At 54.0% G+C, this 17,733-nt stretch carries 16 protein-coding genes; 10 read left to right on the top strand and 6 right to left on the bottom strand.

The annotated features are described in order from the left end of the window. The first annotated feature begins 191 nt into the window (after positions 1-191). The 5 genes from ACIGCM_RS12350 (at position 192) to ACIGCM_RS12330 (ending at position 3,129) form a co-directional block, all read left to right on the top strand. Entirely contained in the window at positions 192-953 is a 762-nt protein-coding gene (locus ACIGCM_RS12350; protein WP_397502350.1) for an FKBP-type peptidyl-prolyl cis-trans isomerase, read from the top strand. Between the two features lie 365 nt (positions 954-1,318). Then, positions 1,319-1,768, top strand: a complete 450-nt coding sequence (locus ACIGCM_RS12345) for a YkvA family protein (protein ID WP_397502349.1) — start codon at positions 1,319-1,321, stop codon at positions 1,766-1,768. 213 nt (positions 1,769-1,981) lie between these two features. Beyond that, positions 1,982-2,299, top strand: coding sequence for a multiprotein-bridging factor 1 family protein (locus tag ACIGCM_RS12340; protein ID WP_397502348.1), 318 nt, complete (start codon positions 1,982-1,984; stop codon positions 2,297-2,299). Beyond that, positions 2,296-2,661, top strand: a complete 366-nt coding sequence (locus ACIGCM_RS12335; protein ID WP_397502347.1) for a hypothetical protein — start codon at positions 2,296-2,298, stop codon at positions 2,659-2,661. The genes ACIGCM_RS12340 and ACIGCM_RS12335 overlap by 4 nt, the downstream gene beginning before the upstream one ends. Next, positions 2,662-3,129 carry a sel1 repeat family protein gene (locus ACIGCM_RS12330; RefSeq protein ID WP_397502346.1) on the top strand — a complete coding sequence of 156 codons (468 nt, stop codon included), beginning with the start codon at positions 2,662-2,664 and terminating at the stop codon, positions 3,127-3,129. A 203-nt stretch (positions 3,130-3,332) separates the two neighbouring features. Here ACIGCM_RS12330 and ACIGCM_RS12325 read toward each other — a convergent pair whose 3' ends face one another. The 3 genes from ACIGCM_RS12325 to ACIGCM_RS12315 form a co-directional block, all read right to left on the bottom strand. Next, positions 3,333-4,379, bottom strand: coding sequence for an FUSC family protein (locus ACIGCM_RS12325; RefSeq protein WP_397502727.1), 1,047 nt, complete (start codon positions 4,377-4,379; stop codon positions 3,333-3,335). Positions 4,380-4,556: 177 nt separating this feature from the next. After that, positions 4,557-6,305: a bifunctional diguanylate cyclase/phosphodiesterase gene (locus ACIGCM_RS12320; RefSeq protein WP_397502345.1), complete on the bottom strand. Its 1,749-nt coding sequence runs from the start codon at positions 6,303-6,305 to the stop codon at positions 4,557-4,559. 155 nt (positions 6,306-6,460) lie between these two features. Continuing rightward, complete coding sequence (locus ACIGCM_RS12315) at positions 6,461-8,542, bottom strand: carboxy terminal-processing peptidase (RefSeq protein ID WP_397502344.1); 2,082 nt, start codon at positions 8,540-8,542, stop codon at positions 6,461-6,463. 127 nt (positions 8,543-8,669) lie between these two features. On the opposite strand from ACIGCM_RS12315, the gene ACIGCM_RS12310 reads away from it, so the two are divergent. From ACIGCM_RS12310 to ACIGCM_RS12295, 4 genes are all read left to right on the top strand, one after another. Then, entirely contained in the window at positions 8,670-9,635 is a 966-nt protein-coding gene (locus ACIGCM_RS12310) for a zinc-binding dehydrogenase (RefSeq protein WP_397502343.1), read from the top strand. A 289-nt stretch (positions 9,636-9,924) separates the two neighbouring features. Next, on the top strand, positions 9,925-10,488 hold the full coding sequence (gene ahpC / locus ACIGCM_RS12305) for an alkyl hydroperoxide reductase subunit C (RefSeq protein WP_397502342.1): 564 nt from the start codon (positions 9,925-9,927) through the stop codon (positions 10,486-10,488). 199 nt (positions 10,489-10,687) lie between these two features. Continuing rightward, positions 10,688-12,244: an alkyl hydroperoxide reductase subunit F gene (gene ahpF / locus ACIGCM_RS12300; protein WP_397502341.1), complete on the top strand. Its 1,557-nt coding sequence runs from the start codon at positions 10,688-10,690 to the stop codon at positions 12,242-12,244. Between the two features lie 303 nt (positions 12,245-12,547). After that, on the top strand, positions 12,548-13,342 hold the full coding sequence (locus tag ACIGCM_RS12295) for an SDR family NAD(P)-dependent oxidoreductase (protein WP_397502340.1): 795 nt from the start codon (positions 12,548-12,550) through the stop codon (positions 13,340-13,342). A 68-nt stretch (positions 13,343-13,410) separates the two neighbouring features. On the opposite strand, the gene ACIGCM_RS12290 is transcribed toward ACIGCM_RS12295, so the two are convergent. Both ACIGCM_RS12290 and ACIGCM_RS12285 read right to left on the bottom strand, forming a co-directional pair. Next, the gene (locus ACIGCM_RS12290) at positions 13,411-13,965 is read right to left on the bottom strand and encodes a TetR/AcrR family transcriptional regulator (protein WP_397502339.1); all 555 of its coding nucleotides are present in this window, start codon (positions 13,963-13,965) and stop codon (positions 13,411-13,413) included. A 142-nt stretch (positions 13,966-14,107) separates the two neighbouring features. After that, complete coding sequence (locus ACIGCM_RS12285; RefSeq protein ID WP_397502338.1) at positions 14,108-14,647, bottom strand: PaaI family thioesterase; 540 nt, start codon at positions 14,645-14,647, stop codon at positions 14,108-14,110. A gap of 145 nt (positions 14,648-14,792) precedes the next feature. Here ACIGCM_RS12285 and ACIGCM_RS12280 point away from each other — a divergent pair, with 145 nt between their 5' ends. Then, a complete protein-coding gene (locus ACIGCM_RS12280) occupies positions 14,793-15,998 on the top strand; it encodes an MFS transporter (protein ID WP_397502337.1) in 1,206 nt (401 codons plus the stop codon). A 227-nt stretch (positions 15,999-16,225) separates the two neighbouring features. Here ACIGCM_RS12280 and ACIGCM_RS12275 read toward each other — a convergent pair whose 3' ends face one another. Beyond that, entirely contained in the window at positions 16,226-17,659 is a 1,434-nt protein-coding gene (locus tag ACIGCM_RS12275) for a catalase (RefSeq protein ID WP_397502336.1), read from the bottom strand. Positions 17,660-17,733: the final 74 nt, after the last annotated feature.

Here is a 17,733-nt window from a genome sequence, read left to right as displayed (position 1 = left end):
GTTTTTGCAATACACCCTCTAGTTCACCCTGTTTCGCTTTTGATCGATTCTTTTAGCAGGATTTCGACTTAAATAGCTGAACTTATAGGCATTTTCCTACTCTTAAGCTGGTAGCCAGTGATCGTTGTGGCCTGCTAAGCTCGCGCTTTCACTCGAATGCCCTACGGGCGTGCACCGAACAAGGAATAAGCATGAAACAGCATCGTTTAGCAGCTGCGGTAGCCCTGGTTGGGCTGGTGCTCGCTGGTTGTGATTCGCAAACCAACAGCGTGGAACTGAAAACCCCAGCGCAAAAAGCTTCTTATGGTATCGGCCTGAATATGGGTCGTAGCCTGGCTCAAGAAGGCATGGACGATCTTGATTCGAAAGCAGTCGCTCTGGGCATTGAAGATGCAATCGGCAAGAAAGATCAGCGTCTTAAAGATGATGAGTTGGTTAAGGCATTTGCTTCGCTGCAAAAGCGTTCCGAAGAGCGCCTGGCCAAGCTAAGTGACGAGTCGAAAGCAGCTGGCAAAAAATTCTTGGATGAGAACGGTAAGCGCGACGGTGTCGTGACCACTGATTCTGGTCTGCAGTACGAAGTAATCAAGAAGTCTGACGGCGCCCAGCCAAAGCCTACTGATATCGTGACTGTCCATTATGAAGGCAAGCTGACTGACGGCACTGTTTTCGACAGCTCGATTGAGCGTGGTAGCCCGATTGATCTGCCAGTTAACGGCGTAATCCCTGGTTGGGTTGAAGGCCTGCAACTGATGCACGTTGGTGAGAAGGTCAAGCTGTATATCCCTAGTGATTTGGCTTACGGCGCACAAAGCCCAAGCCCGGCAATTCCAGCGAACTCGGTTCTGGTTTTCGATTTGGAGCTGATCGCTATCAAGGATCCAGCAGCAGCTGAGTCCGCCGCTCCTGGCGCTCCCGCCGAGCCAGCAGCAGAGGCTGATAAGGCCGAGTAATTCATACAGTGGACAGCGCCCCGTTTCGACGGGGCGTTGTTGTTTCTGCGGGTCATAAATAGAACCAAAAAGCGACTCTTCGGTCTGAAAGTGAAGAGGAGAGTCTACGACTGTTACGGTTATGCACATTTGTTGAACAGTTCTTTTTTAGCAATTTTACCCGGCCTGAAAAAAACCTTTGATTTATATAACTTATTGAATTTAAAGGAATATATTTGCTGAGCAAAAAATGCCCGATCTGTTGAGAAACCGCATGAGCTGGGCGTTTGGTAAGCTAATCCAGTATTTGTTAACAAGGTTATCCACAGCTTTGGTGGATAACCTATGCCAGCCCTTGCGAGGCGCGGGCTGACGAGGGAGGCACGATGAAAACACCGCGTAATTTTTCGCGCTACCTGAAGCTTGCACAAAATTTTTTAAGCAATGGAAGGTTGCCAGCATTACTCGCGGCCACCACTCAGAAAATCACCAAAAAAAGTGCAGCCTTGAGCGGTTTGAAAGACGACTTGGTCTTGCTGCAAAGTCTGTGCATGGCTTGGTGGCGAGGCGAGTACCGTGCGGTTAGTAACGAAGCGTTACTGGCCTTCGTGGGGGCGTTGTTATACTTCGTAACACCCATTGATGCGATACCCGATTGGATTCTCGGCGTCGGGTTTGTTGATGATCTAACAGTGCTCGCTTGGGTGCTACGCAAATGGTCAGATGAACTGCGCATGTTCCGCTTGTGGCAATCACAGCAACCGGCTGAAAAGCTTAAGCGCATCGAGCAATTACCTGAATTGCCTGCGCTTGAAATGAAAGAGCTCAAGCCTTAAATCCAAGGCAGGCTTGGTGATTTCGGCTCGGTTTAATGGGCTCAATTGATACCCGCAGACTTGTTCAATGGCGCCAAACAGGCGTCGATCACGCTTATTGCCCCTGTGGACTGCTAAGATGTTGATTAGCAGTTGCAAAAATTAGACAGGCGCTGCGCTTTCTCACGAGCATTTGCTCTGTATTAAGAAGCGCAACGGGGTGGAGAGTTGAACATGAGTTTGCAAGTTATCTCACGTGATGGTGAGCCTGAATATGCAGTCATCCCTTGGGCGCAGTATCAAGCGCTTTTGCAGGCAGCAGGGGCCGCTCAGAGTGTTGCTGAACCTGAGTCTGGTGAAACCACCGCTTTAAGCCGATTAAGCGCTCTGCGCGAAGCCAAGGGCATGGATGTTGATTCATTGGCACGTGCCGTGGGGATAAGCCCTCATTATCTAAAGATGATCGAAAGTGGTGAACGGGAGCCAGATGCCGCGATTCAGCGTGCGTTAGCTTGGAATCTGGGCGTTGAGGGCTGGGAGTCAGACTCTTGAGTGTGCGAATTACTCGACACCACTATGACGCTCTACTGATCGCCCTGGATGATGCTCGGCGTCAACGCCATCTGTTGACCTACCGGGCCCTAATTGAACGTTTGGAATTGCCCGCGCCAGCAATGCAAACACTGACAGCAGCGCTTGAGCACTTGGCGGCCCTGGACGCGAGAGCGGACCGTCCGTTGCGCAGCTCCCTGGTTATAAGCCAAGGCGCTAGCCGCCTTCCGCGTACTGGCTATTTTGATTGTGTAGCCCGCCTAGGGCGCTTCAGTGGCGCGACTGATGGCGTGGCGGCTGCTTCGTGGCATGCTGCTGAGGTGGTGCGGGTGTTTGAGTTCGATTATCCCGCGGAGCAATAAATGCTGCATAAATTGCGTGCTCAATTTAGCTACTGGTTAGCTCGACGTTTGTTTCACTGGCCATGGTTTGTGAAGCAGCCCCGGGGTTGGCAGTGGCTTGAAGGGCAGTTTGCTCGAATGGCTAATATTGGTGATGTGCATGCCCAGAGTTTTTATGGGCACATTCTGCTGTTTCGCGGTCAAGGGTTGGGTGCTCGCGAAGAGGGTGCTCGCTTGTTGCGTTTAGCGGCAACTGCGGGTGATGCAAAAGCGGCATATCAGGTCGGAGTGTTGTGCCTCAAGGGCGACACTCGGCAAGCACCCGATGCGAGTCAAACCGCACATTGGTGGGCAATCGCTGCCGCTGCCGGGCATCCACTGGCTGCGCAGCGTTTATCTGAGCTATACCGAGATGGTGGCCCCGGCCTACCCGCGGATCCCGTGCAAGCAGAGCACTTCGCGATGCGTGCCGAATCACTCGGTCTTTAATCAATCCTGTTCTCCTGCGAGGTCATTCCTGCTGCTTCAGGGTGTCGGCGCTGTTTTCGGCCACCATTTAGTGCCGAATAATCCCCGGACGGAGGCCACCTCAAGCTTGCAATCGCTTGAACCACGGTGGCCAAGCTTCGTGTTGGCCACTCGACGACTCCGATGTTGGTGGCCATAGGGGTAGTTGACGCATCGCCAGCCTGTTAATGGGCTTTCCAGCGCTTGGCGCTGTAGGCGAGTTGCTGGCGCATGGTCTCCAGGCTGGCGGATAGCTCAAATGTCAGCAGCACATAACCGCCCATGCTGGAGGCAGCAGCTGCTTGCAAAGCAATCAACTTCTCCTGCGTCGGACCAGGATCATCGAGCATTCTTGCTGAGCCAAGGCGCAGGGCGCGGGCCATGCCGATCAATAGCCCCCTGATCCGTTTGTTTTCAGGTGCGAGGGTCGATTGCAACAGTGCCAGACCTTTGCTGTCATCTGCTTCTGGGCGTGTGTGCGAGAGAATTTCCAAGGTGCTGATGCACATGCGCAAGCTGCGCTGAATGGCGTCCAGACGGGTCATGGATACATGCATTTCTTTTGATGCTGAGGGCATCAGCGAGCGTTGTTCCACCATCCGTTTGTTCAGGCGGCTAAGGAGCTTTTGGTGTTCGTCATCGGTCACTGACATGCCGCTGATGATGCGCCTGTGTATGGTCGCGCAATCGCGTAGCGCGCCTGACAAGTTGTATCGCCATGAGTAGAAGGCATACAGCGGCAGGGCGAACGAAAAGATCAGTGCCAGGGCAATGCCAATGAGGATATTGATCCCGCGCCAGATACCATCACTGATCGGGTTTTCGCCGTGACCGGCAACTACGAACAAGGTGATGGCGGCGAGGAGGGCGGTATACCCCCCTTTGCCAATGGCGTGATAGGCAAAGAAACCGCAGCAAATGGACATCAAGACGTAGGTCAGCCCCGGGACATCCATGTAGCTGTGCTGGAATACCAAGAGCAAACCAAGGCCTGCACCGATCAATGTACCAACGGCTCGTTCAGCTGCTTTTCTACGAATATTGCCATGGTGTTGCAGGCCGCCAATTACCACCAGCATCGTCACTGAGGCCCATTCGCCATGGGGCAAGTTGAAGCCGGTGGTGAGCAGGATCGATGTCAGCAAGCCAACAGAAATTCGTGCCGAGTGAATCAGCCTGGCATTGCGATAACGCCGATAGGGGTCTGTGATGGGTCTGGCGATTTTGCGCATCAATGCGCTGATAAAGGATGTGCGCACGTTACCGGCCTTGGTCATAAGTATGTCGCTGGCTACCAACAATGGCAGTCAGTCTCGCTGCGACAATCTTAACGCAAGGTCTGAGTCTATCGCAGCGAGGTTGTGACTAATTACGTTGCCAGAGGTTCGCTGCGGTCTATTTCAGAGGGTTCAGGCTGTGTCAATCAGGTGCAGGCTGTAGCCGGGAATTGCCTTGGCGTGGTGCTTGGCTTCTGAGGCTAAGGCGGCAAGCTGGCTGGCGTCCATGTCTGTAGAAGATTGCGGGGTAATCTGCACAATGCCTATTGAGATCGACAACAAGGCAAACTCTTGGCGTGTGCCGTGGCGGTCATGGGAAACAAAGCAGCCAGCATTTAAGTCTGCTTCACGGTAGAAGCGCCTGCATTGATTTTGAAAGGTTTCAAATACTCGGCTTAGTTGAGTACGCCATTGCTCCGAACTGAGTACCAACAAGAAGTCATCCCCCCCAATGTGGCCCACAAAATCACGGGTCGGGTCGACGCATTCACTCAGGCATTGAGCCAGGTAAAGTAAAACCTCATCGCCTTTGGCGTAGCCATACAAGTCGTTGAAGGGTTTGAAGTTATCAATATCCACATAGCAAACCACAGCAGGTCTGGCTTGCTGGAGCAGGCGGTTAAGGCATTGCTGGATGGGGACATTGCCGGGCAGCATGGTCAGTGGGTTGGCGTGTTTGGCTTGCTGGATTTTCAGTTCGGTAATGAGCTTGAGCACATCAATGACTCTGCCAAGTCCTTGATAGCGGCCGTTGAGGGTGATGATGAAGTCTTCCTCAATGCGTTGGCGCGCTCGGCTGGTCAGCAGGCGACTGACTTTTTGCAGTGATTGGCCAATCTCGACGCTGAGAAAGTCGGTGCTCATCAACCGGCTTATGGGTTTGCGAGCAAAGAGTTCGGCGGCAAAGGGTTTAAGCAGCGCGTCAGCAAAGGCTTGGCGGTGGACTATACCGACAGGCTGTTTCTCATCGTCCAGCACCGCAAGTGAATTGAGGTTGGCTTGCAGGCGAAAAGCTTCAAGCACCGCGGCTGTTGAGGTGTTGATGGTCACGGCAGGTTGTTCGTTGAGTAGGGCACAGAGGTCACCTCCTTCCTCACTGAATGTGGCAGGCGAGTTGTGCTGTATAGGCAGTAGCTTGCGTGCATCACGTGGCGGCTGCTCCTGCGGGCGGCAGAGTAGATAGCCCTGAAGCAAGTCGATGCCCATCTCTGACAGCACTGCGAGTTCTTCTTCAAGCTCAATGCCTTCGGCTATGACCGTTGCCCGTGAAGCTTGAGCCATTTTCAGGATTGAGCCAACAAACTCACGTTTTACTGAGTCGAGGTGAATGCCGTCGATAAAGTGGCGATCAATTTTTACGTAGTCAGGCCTTAACTCTGACCATAACCGCAAGCTTGAATAACCAGCGCCGAGGTCATCGAGAGCAATTGAAAAGCCCATTGCACGGTAGTGATGCAGCGCGGTATGAAGCAAGCCAAAGTCTTCGGTTGGGGTTTGCTCGGTGAGCTCGATCACCACATTGTTGGGTGATATGCCAAATGCTTGCAGCAGTTGCAGGGTGCGCCCGGGGCGGTGATTGGCCTCCAGCAATGAGTCGGGGGAGACGTTGAGAAACAGCTTGCCTTCGAGTTTTTGTTGGCTGAAACCTTGGCAGGCACTTTTACGGCAAGCCATTTCCAGCTCGCTGAGGCGACCGGCATGACGCGCCACGCTAAATAGGTTAACCGGAGAGTGCAGGACACTATTGGACGGGCCGCGAGTGAGCGCCTCGTAACCGATGATGCGTCGCTCAGATAGCGAAACTATGGGTTGGAAAAGGCTATGCAAGTCGCCGTGAGCCAGGATGTGATCCAAGGCGCTCAACTGCTCGGGGACGGTCATTTAGAGTCTCAGCGTCAGAAAAAACAAAGGGCTGATAGTGATATCAGCCCCTGATTTTGCGACAAATTAATGACTCTTTAATGACAGCTCGACTTGCCGCTAGGGGCAAATCTCAAACCTGCTCAAACTCCGTTTCGAGCTTGAGCAGGTGCAGATCATTTCTTAGCGACAGCTGAACTCAAGTTCAGGTAGTCGAGCAGAATCTGCCCGGCTTCGCTAAGAAAGGCATCATCTTCCGGCTTGGTTTTCTTCTCCTCGGTCGGGGTGGCGTCTTCATCCACCTCTTTGAGTTTGGTCAGCAGTTCTTCGCCTTTTGCCTTGCGTCGGTTGTTTTCGATGGCCAGTTGCTCGCCCTCGATTTGCTTGTGCTGTGCACGGCGGGTGACTTCATTGAGGCTGACTTCGGTTTCCTTCATGAGCTTTTGCGCAAGCGCCAAGCTGTCACGCGCGTATGTGAAATCTGGGTTGTGTGCCGTGCGCGCTTCGTAGTGTTCCTTGAGGCGCACCAAGTAAGGCTTGAACGGGTCGCGCTCAGGCTTGATGGCCGGGCTGATGGTGTCCCAAGGCATGGCTTCAGGCAGCGCACTTTCGCCAATTTCCTTGGTGTCCATTACATCCGGATAGGCGATATCAGGCAGCACGCCTTGATGCTGTGTGCTTTGTCCCGAAACCCGGTAGAACTTGGCCAGGGTCAGCTTCAGCTCGCCGTGGTTAAGTGGTTGGATGGTTTGTACGGTACCTTTACCGAAGGTCTGGCCGCCGATGATCAAGGCGCGGTGATAATCCTGCATGGCACCTGCGAAAATCTCTGACGCCGAGGCGGACAGGCGATTAACCAGCAACACCATTGGCCCATTGTAGAAGATGCCCGGGTTTTCATCGTTGAGCACATCAACACGGCCGTCGCTGTTGCGTACCAGTACCGTTGGGCCTTGATCAATGAACAGGCCGGTCAGTTCGGTGGCTTCTTGCAGGGAACCGCCGCCGTTGTTGCGCAGGTCCATCACAACGCCATCGACTTTCTCTTTCTTCAGCTCAGTCAATACCCGCTTAACGTCACGGGTCGTGCTTTTGTAGTTCGGGTCGCCAGCACGGAATGCTTTGAAGTCGAGGTAGAAGGCAGGTACTTCAATCACGCCGAGCTTATAGTCACGGCCATCGTGCTTAAGCTTGAGAATCGACTTTTGCACCGCTTGGTCTTCAAGTTTCACCGCTTCACGGGTGATAGTGACGACTTTGCTGGTCTGGTCATTCGGTGCATTGCTTGCCGGAATCACATCCAAGCGCACTTTCGAGCCTTTAGGGCCGCGAATCAGTTTGACCACTTCATCCAGACGCCAGCCGATGACATCGACCATCTCGTCATCGCCTTGGGCGACGCCGATGATTTTGTCTGCAGGCTTAATCTGCTTGCTCTTTTCAGCAGGGCCAGCAGGAACCAGGCGCACGACTTTGACGTTGTCATTGTCGCTTTGCAGCACGGCACCAATACCTTCGAGCGACAGGCTCATGTTGATGTCGAAGTTTTCCGCGTTATCTGGCGACAGATAAGAGGTATGCGGATCATAGGACATCGCGAAGGCGTTGATGTAGGTCTGGAAGATATCTTCGCTACGGGTTTGGTCAAGTCGCGCTAACTGGCGCTTGTAGCGCTTGATCAGGGTTTCTTGAATGGTCTTGGTGTCTTTGCCAGCGATCTTCTGGCGCAGCACTTCATCTTTGACCTGGCGACGCCAAAGGTCTTCTAAAGCCGCCTCGTCTTTAACCCACGGCGATTTTTCGCGGTCGAGGGTTAATTCTTCATTGACCGTAAAGTCGATTTTGTCGACGCCTTTTTCGAGCATCGCCAAGGCGGAGTTGAGACGATTTTTCAGGCGCTCAAGGTGGCGTTTGTACATGACAAAGCCAGGCTCAAGGTTGCCGCTTTTGAGGAAGTCATCAAACTGATCTTTCCACTTGTCGAACTCGGCGATATCGGCGTCAGTAAAATAACTGCGCTGAGGGTCGAGCATCTTCAAGTAGCCGGCGTAGATGATCTCCGAGCGGGCATCATCGAGCGGTGGCTTGCTGTAGTGATGGCGCTTAAGCAGCTCCACTACGTTGAGACTTGCAATGACTTGTTCGCGATCAGGCGTCAAATAATCCCAGCTATGGTCGCTGGTGGTCTTTGCTGCCAAAGGCAATGCACTCAGTCCGAGGGCAAGGGCGAGGGTGGCGCTGATAAATGAACGCTTCATGCTGATTCGACGTAGGGGCTGTTGATAAAGCATATTAGGCCATCTTTAAGGGCGCCGAGTTCCACCGGCGCAATGCAAAAGCCCGACAGTCGTGCCGGGCTCGGTTCAAATGCACTATGGAGGCAGCGTGAAGGCATTGCAAGGCGTTGAAGGTCGTACTGAGTGGTTAGAGCTCACAAACACACCCTGTGATGTGGGTGAAATCCGTATAAAAGTGGCGGCTGCAGGGCTTAATCGAGCCGATTTACTGCAGCGTGCAGGGCTTTATCCGCCGCCACCTGGTGCCAGCGTTGCGCTCGGCCTTGAGTGCTCCGGAGTGGTGACAGAAGTCGGTGCAGGTAGCGATTGGCAGGTGGGCGATCGGGTTTGTGCGCTGCTCACTGGCGGTGGAATGGCCGAAGAAGTGGTCGTCGATGCGCGCCATGCGTTGCCAGTGCCAGACGGTGTCTCACTCCATGAAGCCGCCGCTATACCCGAGGTGTACGCGACCGCTTGGCTTAATTTATTTCAATTGGCCGGACTTAAACCGGGTGAAAAAGTGCTGCTGCACGCGGGTGCCAGCGGTGTGGGTTCGGCGGCCATTCAGCTGTGTAAGGCCTTTGGAAGCCCTTGCTGGGTGAGTGTAGGTTCGGCTGAGCGCTTGGCTTATTGTGAGGGCCTGGGTGCACAGGGCGGTGTTCTGCGGGGGGATGATGGCCCGCAAGCGCTGCGCGATTTTGCCCCATTTGATGTGATTCTCGACCCAGTTGGCGGCAAATATGCTGCGCTCAACTTGCAGTTGTTGGGGCTGGATGGGCGTTGGATAAACATTGGTTTAATGGGCGGACGCAAGGCTGAATTGGACATGGCGCTGCTGTTAAGCAAGCGGGTGCAGTTTATTGGTTCGACCTTGCGCAGCCGGGACGACCAGTTTAAGGCGGATCTGATGAGTGATCTGCTGCAACAGGTTTGGCCATTGTTTAGCGAAGGCCGCATCAGCCCACAGCTTGTAAAGAGCTTCCCGATTAAAGATGCTGAAGCTGCGTTTGCCGAACTTGCGGGTAATCAGGTCAGCGGCAAGCTGATTTTGGTGATTGACCCAAGCCTGTCCTAAGCCCTAACTCCTAAGCTGTAGCAGATTGGTATTACCGATCAAAAGAATGTTGACCGCGCTGCTTTGCAGGCGCGGGCGATATTTTGCTGCAACTCTTGCATTTGATTTACAGCCAAAAGCGGCGTTATTGACGGGCTAGAACACAGCTTATCTATATGTTTTAAAAAGGTTTTATCATAGTTCGATTGAGTAAGCTTATCAGCGTTATGGGATCAATCAATAAGACCTTTGATGAGTCGGTGGGTAACCTTGGCAGGGTAAATTTTTAACCCTCCCAAGGAGTTCACCGATGTCTTATATCAATAGCGAAGTTAAGCCGTTCAACGCCACTGCCTACCACCAGGGCGAATTCGTTGACGTCAGCGAAGCCAACCTGAAAGGCAAGTGGTCGGTCGTATTCTTCTACCCGGCTGACTTCACCTTCGTTTGCCCAACCGAACTGGGCGACTTGGCTGATAACTATGCTGAGTTCCAGAAGCTGAATGTTGAGATTTACGGCGTGTCGACTGACACCCACTTCACGCACAAAGCCTGGCACGACACGTCTGACACCATTGGCAAAATTCAGTACCCACTGATTGGTGACCCAACGGGCACCATCACCCGTAACTTCGGTGTGATGATCGAAGAAGCTGGCTTGGCTGATCGCGGCACGTTCGTAATCGATCCAGAAGGCAAAATCCAGATCGTTGAAGTCAACGCTGGTGGCATTGGCCGTGACGCCCAAGAACTGCTGCGCAAAGTGAAAGCGGCTCAATACGTTGCTACTCACCCGGGCGAAGTTTGCCCAGCCAAGTGGAAAGAAGGCGAAGCCACCTTGGCTCCATCGCTGGATCTGGTCGGCAAAATCTAAAACCGCTTTGAACGTTGCCAGCTAATGGCTGGCAACTTTTGATCGCAGGTTTATAACGGCTGAGGTGTCTAGGCACCTGTGTCGTTTGATGAAGCTGGCAACTGCGTTTTCGAATCAACATCGATGACGCATCAAGCGCCTGGGCGCAATCCGTCCGGGCGTTTTTGTCTCTGGAATTTGGAATACGGGAAGTCAAATCATGTTGGACGCAAATCTAAAAAATCAGTTGAAGGCCTACCTGGAAAAGGTCACCCAGCCGTTCGAGATCGTCGCGTCCCTTGATGACAGCGCAAAATCTCGCGAATTGCATGGCTTGCTTGAAGATATTCGCAGCCTTAGCGACAAGATTACCTTGAAGACCGATGGCGCTGATGCACGTACGCCGTCGTTCTCGTTAAACCGTCCTGGCGCTGAAATCAGCTTGCGCTTTGCCGGTATCCCCATGGGGCACGAATTCACTTCATTGGTGTTGGCGTTGCTACAGGTCGGTGGGCATCCATCGAAGCTGGCCGCCGATGTTATTGAACAGATCAAAGGGATTGAGGGCGATTTCGCCTTTGAAACCTACTACTCGCTGTCATGCCAGAACTGCCCGGATGTGGTTCAGGCGCTAAATTTGATGGCGGTACTCAATCCGAATATCCGTCATGTGGCGATTGACGGTGCACTGTTTCAGGCTGAAGTCGAAACACGCCAGATCATGTCGGTGCCAAGCATCTACCTCAACGGCGAACTGTTTGCCCAAGGGCGTATGGACGCCGAGCAGATTCTGGCCAAGATCGACACTGGCGCTTCTGCACGGGATGCTGAAAAGCTCAGCAGCAAAGAGGCCTTCGACGTATTAATCGTTGGCGGGGGGCCGGCTGGTGCTGCCGCAGCTATCTATGCTGCGCGCAAAGGTATTCGTACTGGCGTTGCGGCTGAGCGTTTTGGCGGTCAGGTGCTCGATACCATGGCCATTGAAAACTTTATCTCGGTGCAAGAAACAGACGGCCCGAAAATGGCCCGCGCCCTGGAAGAGCACGTTAAGCAATACGATGTGGATATCATGAATCTGCAGCGCGCCAGTGCCTTGATTCCGGCCACCGCGGTAGGTGGCTTGCATGAGGTTAAGTTCGACAGCGGCGCGTCGCTAAAAGCTAAAACAGTGATTCTTGCCACTGGCGCACGTTGGAGAGAGATGAATGTGCCCGGTGAACAGCAATATCGTGGTCGTGGCGTGGCTTACTGCCCACACTGTGATGGTCCGTTGTTCAAGGGCAAGCGTGTTGCCGTGATCGGTGGCGGTAACTCGGGTGTCGAAGCCGCAATCGATCTGGCCGGTATTGTGGCGCAGGTCACCTTGATTGAGTTTGACAGCCAGTTGCGAGCCGACGCCGTGCTGCAGAAGAAACTCGCCAGCCTGCCAAACGTGACGGTGATCAAGAGTGCGTTGACCACTGAAGTATTGGGTGATGGCCAGAAGGTCAGCGCACTGGTCTATAAGGATCGCAATACGGATGAGTTGGTGACGGTAGAGCTCGAAGGTATCTTCGTGCAGATTGGGCTGTTGCCGAACAGCGACTGGCTCAAAGGCGCGATCGAGTTGTCACCACGCGGCGAGATCATCGTTGACGCTAAAGGCCAGAGCAATGTGCCAGGCATTTTTGCTGCCGGTGACGTGACCACTGTGCCATACAAGCAAATCGTCATCGCTGTGGGTGAGGGCGCGAAAGCCTCGTTAAGTGCATTCGATCACCTGATCCGAAGCATTTAAGCCCCCTGCACGCCTCGAAAGCGGATAACCAGAAATGGTTATCCGCTTTTTTGTGCCTGCTGGTTTGTTATTTTCTGCGCCTGTCAGGCGTTCCATGATCCTGGGTATCGGCTGTAACACCCGTGTGTCGCTGCTTGCCTCTCGCAGCTTAGGGATCAGCTAGCCTTGTTGTGTTGTTGTTCGGCAGCTTGGTTAATTAAAATTATGATCATAATATAAATATAGAATTATGATTGTAATCTAAAGCGCGCAATAGTGGCTTCACCGGCTCAAACGCAGCCACAACACTCAGAGGACGCAGCAATGAATCAACAAACAACTAAAGGCACTGCTTTGGTCACTGGCGCATCCTCAGGGATAGGTGCCACCTATGCGCAGCGCCTGGCTAACCGAGGCTACGATTTGCTGTTAGTGGCCCGTGATCAGCAGCGCCTTGAAGCCCTTGCCGAAACCTTAAGCAAAGACACCGGTGTCAAGGTTGAGGTGCTCAAAGCGGACCTGACTGACAGTGCTGATTTGCAGCGGGTCGTGCAACGGCTGCGCAGTGATGGGGCGATCAGCCTGTTGGTTAACAATGCTGGGGTAGCAATAAATGGAACGCTTGCAGAAGGGGATGCAGGCAAGGTCGATACCCTGATTCAACTCAATATTGTGGCCCTGACGCATTTGTCTGCGGCTGCCGCATCCAGCTTTAGTGCAGCGGGCCGCGGCGCAATTATCAACCTCGCATCGGTAGTCGCCTTGATTCCCGAGATGTTCAATGCGGTCTACAGCGCCAGCAAGGCCTATGTGCTGAGCTTGACTCAAACCTTGCAAGCTGAAGTTTCCAGCAAAGGTGTACAGGTTCAGGCGGTACTGCCTGGCGTGACCCGCACGGAAATCTGGGAGCGCTCAGGCATGGATGCATCGGCATTACCGCCAGAAATGATTATGGAAGTAGGCGAGATGGTCGACGCTGCGCTGGCAGGCTTTGATCAAGGTGAAGGGGTGACGATTCCCTCATTGCCTGATGCGGCAGACTGGCAGGCCATGGTCATCGCGCGCACACACTTGGGGCCTAACCTTTCACGTAATCAGGCTGCTGCACGCTATAAGTAAATCCGCTGCAACAAACGCCCCAGGCAACCTGCGTTGCGTGGGGCGTTTTTGCAGCTTGCCAAGTGCACTCAGGCTTGGTTCAAGAGCTGTTGGCGGGCGGTTTTAAGCAGCCGTTGCGACAGCTCAGGATCACTGACACTGCGTGCGAGCACGAGTGCACCGATCATCGTCGAGAGCATGGCGATACTTTCTTCAGCGGCATTTTCACCGGGCAGGCATGCCTCTATGGCGGCGAGTCGGTTGCGTACAATTTGATCGGTAACGGGGCTGGCCTGTCCACGTTGCCCAAGCTCTGCAGACATCGTCGGCAGCGGGCAGCCTTCACCGGGGTTGGCGCAATGGGCTGTGGACAGGTAGCTGCGGATGAATGTGGCAAGCGGCGCTTCACTGGCAAACACATGTTCAGTACTGGAATTCAGTTGCTCTGCACTATGGGCAAGCGCTGTTTCCACCAGCTCATCTTTTGACTTGAAGTGTGCATAGAAACCGCCATGGGTCAGCCCAAGGGTTTTCATCAGCGGTTGCAAGCCAGTCGCACCGACACCGTCGCGGCGAAACAGGTGCGCAGCTTCTTCAATAATGCGCTGGCGGGTCTTGGCCTTGTGATCATCTGAGTAACGCATCGCTTGCCTCATCGATTATTGCATGCTGATCGACATATTAAAGGACTCTCCAGTACAGGGGGAATCCTTAATGATCAACGGATTCATGCAGCGCGCATGCCCCTGTTACTGCTTTTAAAGAGCAGGGTGAATGTTCGATAGCTCAACTCGCTGTACCAAGGATCATGCAGGTGGTTGAGCCAACGGCGTAAAGACGATCGTCAACATCATAAATGCGCCCCTCAGCGATTGCCGTTGAGCGGCCCACATGCACGATGCGACCTTCCGCGCGTATTGGCCCGACTTTGCTGGTCAGGGCGCGTATATAGCTGATGCGTAAATCAGTGGTGGTGTAACCCTGGCCGCGTTCCAAGCGGGTATGAATCGCACACCCCATGCAGGAGTCGAGCAAGGTGGCTGCATAACCGCCATGCACCGTGCCCAGCGGGTTGTAATGCCGGGCATCGGGCGAGCCCTGAAACAAGAAAAAGCCCTCTGACCATTGCACTGGCACAAAGTCCACTAGGTGGCCGAACGGCGGGCAGGGCAGTTGCCCTTCGCCAATGCCGTTGAAGAACTCTGCCGGTGTCATTTCACTCACTTGAGCAAGGCTCATGCTGCCAGGGGCGGCGAGTTTGCTGCGGGCGAGTTGTTCGGCGTCAATCCAGGCGCTGAGTTTTTCCTCTCTTGAGGCTGTGCTCATGGTGGGCTCTCTATAAAAGTTTATCTGAGTGATTGCTTTATTAAATTACACATGTAATTTTACTGTGTAAATTATAGTCATAATATAAACATAGCAATGTTTATTGGATGACTGGCTCAAGCCACCTTTGTGCAGGAAAATCGTGATGCAAACCGCTGTTGGACCGACGCGACAACTTTTGGTGTTATTGATGGCACTCACAGCGCTGGGCGAGATATCCACCCAGCTGATTATTCCCAGTCTTTCGGCTATTGAATGGGTGATGGCCGCTAAGCCGGGGAGTAGCTTGCTGGCGCTGTCAGTGTTTGTGGCGGCATTTGGCCTCGGCCAGCTAGTGCTCGGGCCGCTGTCTGATCGTCTAGGACGACGACCTATTCTGTTGGCGGGGTTGCTTGTGTATCTGGCGGCCACCAGTTGGATGCTGCTGGCAAACAGCATGGGCGAGTTCATCGGTGCGCGCGCTCTACAGGGATTGGGTGCCTGCTCGGCCTTGGTGATGGCGCGAGCAATCGTGCGAGATGTGTGGCAGGCCCAAGCCGGGCCCGCATTGGCCATGACTGTGATAGGTATGCTTTGCGCCATTGTTGTTTCTCCAGCGCTGGGCGGCTTGCTGACGCGCCTTGGCGGTTGGCAAGCACCGATTTTGCTGGTTCTGATTGTGGCGAGCGTAATTGTGGTGGTTGTCCTTAGCCGCTATCGGGAAAGTAACCTCGTGCGTGATCCACAGGCGGGCAGGCTGTCAACGCTGGCAGCTAACTATGCGGACTTGCTCAAGGACCGCTCATTTTGCGCCTTGGCCCTGACGCTGGCATTCACCTATGGCGCTATGTTTGCGGTTATTGCCGGTTCATCAGCGGTGTATATCGGCTTGCTGCACTTAAGCCCAAGCCAGTACGGGATGACCATAAGCGCCATTGTTGCGGCGTTGATTGCCGGTGCGCTTTTTACTCAGCGCACCATTACTCGGCTGGGCCCGAACAAGATCGTCAGCCTGGGTGTGAGTTTGGTTGCGCTGGGTGGGATTGCGACCTTAGTCACCCATCAAATTCTCGGATTATCTGTGCTGGGGCTTTCACTGCCGCAGGTTTTAGTGACGCTCGGCGGCGGCATGGTGTTGCCGGCCAGTGTCGCCGGTGCAGTGATTCCCAATGCGCATCGAGCAGGGCTTGCGGCGGGCTTTATGGGGTTCGCGCAAATGGCCGGCGCAACGATTTGCGGGTTATTGCTGACCACACTGCAGGACGGCAGCGCCTGGGCTATGGTCATGCTCAATGCGAGCTTTGCATTTGTCGCCTGGTCAATATTCCACCTGCTGCAACGCCAGACCCGGCGGGCTACCGCTTTGCCTTAACCCATTGATTGATGGAGAGGTTCAGGACGACGTGATCATCATTGGCGGCGGAGCTGGCGGTTATAACGCCACCCTCCACACCCAACACGCTCAGAGGCTTTGCATCAGGCGGCGATGAATGTCCACGGCTGGGCGATGCAAGCTTAGGCGACTTCTGCGGGGTATTCGTCGTGGCATATAAAAGCCCGCCAGATTTGCGCTGGCGGGCTTTTATACATCACTAGTTTTTACAAACCGAGCGCCTTGGCAACGCCTGCGCCGTAAGCTGGGTCGGCTTTGGCACAGTTGTCAGCATGGCGTTGTTTGATTTCATTGGGCACGCCTTCCATTGCCCCGGCCGTGTTATCAAACAGCGCCTGTTGTTGCTCTGGGCTCATCAGGCGGAACAGATCCCCTGGCTGCTCGTAATGGTCCACGTCAACGCGATGGTCCCAGGCTTTGGCGTCGCCATCTAGTGGCAATGGCGGCTCAGGCTGATCCTGATGGTCTGCCCATTCGCCATAGCTGTTTGGCCAGTACGCGATTTTTGAGCCCTGGTTGCCATCGGTGCGCATAGTGCCGTCGCGGTGATAGCTTTGATGCGGGCAGATAGGCGCATTGACTGGGATGTGGTTGAAGTTGACGCCCAAACGATAGCGTTGTGCATCGCCATAGGAGAACAGGCGTGCTTGGAGCATTTTGTCTGGTGAGAAACCGATGCCCGGAACGATGTTGGCGGGGGAGAACGCCGCTTGCTCAACCTCGGCAAAATGATTTTCCGAGTTGCGATTGAGCTGCATCACACCGACATCGATTAATGGGTAATCGCCGTGGGGCCAGACTTTGGTCAAGTCGAAAGGATTATGCTTGTGCTCGCGTGCTTGTTCTTCCGTCATCACCTGGATGCATAACTTCCAAGACGGGAAGTCACCCGCTTCAATGCTGTCGTAGAGGTCGCGCATGTTGCTTTCGCGATCTTTACTGACCACGGCTTCAGCCTCTGCGTCCGTCAGGTTTTCAATGCCTTGCAAGCACCTGAAATGAAATTTGACCCACACACGTTCATTGGCGGCATTGAGCATGCTGAAGGTATGGCTGCCGAAGCCGTGCATATGGCGAAAGCTTTTCGGGATGCCACGGTCACTCATGACGATGGTTACCTGGTGCAAGGCTTCAGGCAGCAGGCTCCAGAAGTCCCAGTTGCTAGTGGCACTGCGCATGCCAGTGCGTGGGTCGCGCTTGATCGCATGGTTGAGGTCAGGGAAGCGCATGGGGTCGCGAAAGAAGAATACTGGTGTGTTGTTGCCAACAATGTCCAAATTGCCTTCTTCGGTGTAGAACTTCACCGCAAAACCACGGATGTCGCGTTCAGCATCAGCGGCACCGCGTTCACCTGCAACCGTTGAGAAGCGTACAAACAGTGGTGTCTCTTTGCCCACTGTCGAAAACATGGCGGCGCGGGAGTATTGGCTGATGTCATTGGTCACGGTAAAGGTGCCGTGAGCGCCAGAACCTTTGGCGTGCATGCGCCGCTCCGGGATCACTTCACGGTCGAAGTGGGCAAGTTTTTCGATCAGCCAAATGTCTTGTAAGAGGGCCGGGCCGCGCGGGCCAGCGGTTTGTATATTGAGGTTGTCGACGACAGGTGCGCCGGTTGCGTGGGTCAGGCTTTTCTCGGTCATTGCTGAGTTCCTAGTTATGGGTGTGCTCTGCAGATAAGGTTTCTGAAGGGGCTGCGGCTGGGTTGTTCAGAGAC

It is taken from the genome of Pseudomonas sp. NPDC078700, assembly GCF_044542375.1.
Lineage (GTDB): Bacteria > Pseudomonadota > Gammaproteobacteria > Pseudomonadales > Pseudomonadaceae > Aquipseudomonas.
Note: the sequence above shows the minus strand (reverse complement) of the source record. Positions and strands in the feature narration are given on the sequence as shown.

What these genes read in the sequence shown, in the direction of transcription:
- ACIGCM_RS12350 (WP_397502350.1), top strand. Translation starts at nt 192, where the DNA reads ATGAAACAGCATCGTTTAGCAGCTGCGGTAGCCCTGGTTGGGCTGGTG.
- ACIGCM_RS12345 (WP_397502349.1), top strand. Translation starts at nt 1,319, where the DNA reads ATGAAAACACCGCGTAATTTTTCGCGCTACCTGAAGCTTGCACAAAAT.
- ACIGCM_RS12340 (WP_397502348.1), top strand. Translation starts at nt 1,982, where the DNA reads ATGAGTTTGCAAGTTATCTCACGTGATGGTGAGCCTGAATATGCAGTC.
- ACIGCM_RS12330 (WP_397502346.1), top strand. Translation starts at nt 2,662, where the DNA reads ATGCTGCATAAATTGCGTGCTCAATTTAGCTACTGGTTAGCTCGACGT.
- ACIGCM_RS12325 (WP_397502727.1), bottom strand. Translation starts at nt 4,379, where the DNA reads ATGCGCAAAATCGCCAGACCCATCACAGACCCCTATCGGCGTTATCGC.
- ACIGCM_RS12320 (WP_397502345.1), bottom strand. Translation starts at nt 6,305, where the DNA reads ATGACCGTCCCCGAGCAGTTGAGCGCCTTGGATCACATCCTGGCTCAC.
- ACIGCM_RS12315 (WP_397502344.1), bottom strand. Translation starts at nt 8,542, where the DNA reads ATGAAGCGTTCATTTATCAGCGCCACCCTCGCCCTTGCCCTCGGACTG.
- ahpC (WP_397502342.1), top strand. Translation starts at nt 9,925, where the DNA reads ATGTCTTATATCAATAGCGAAGTTAAGCCGTTCAACGCCACTGCCTAC.
- ahpF (WP_397502341.1), top strand. Translation starts at nt 10,688, where the DNA reads ATGTTGGACGCAAATCTAAAAAATCAGTTGAAGGCCTACCTGGAAAAG.
- ACIGCM_RS12295 (WP_397502340.1), top strand. Translation starts at nt 12,548, where the DNA reads ATGAATCAACAAACAACTAAAGGCACTGCTTTGGTCACTGGCGCATCC.
- ACIGCM_RS12290 (WP_397502339.1), bottom strand. Translation starts at nt 13,965, where the DNA reads ATGCGTTACTCAGATGATCACAAGGCCAAGACCCGCCAGCGCATTATT.
- ACIGCM_RS12285 (WP_397502338.1), bottom strand. Translation starts at nt 14,647, where the DNA reads ATGAGCACAGCCTCAAGAGAGGAAAAACTCAGCGCCTGGATTGACGCC.
- ACIGCM_RS12280 (WP_397502337.1), top strand. Translation starts at nt 14,793, where the DNA reads ATGCAAACCGCTGTTGGACCGACGCGACAACTTTTGGTGTTATTGATG.
- ACIGCM_RS12275 (WP_397502336.1), bottom strand. Translation starts at nt 17,659, where the DNA reads ATGACCGAGAAAAGCCTGACCCACGCAACCGGCGCACCTGTCGTCGAC.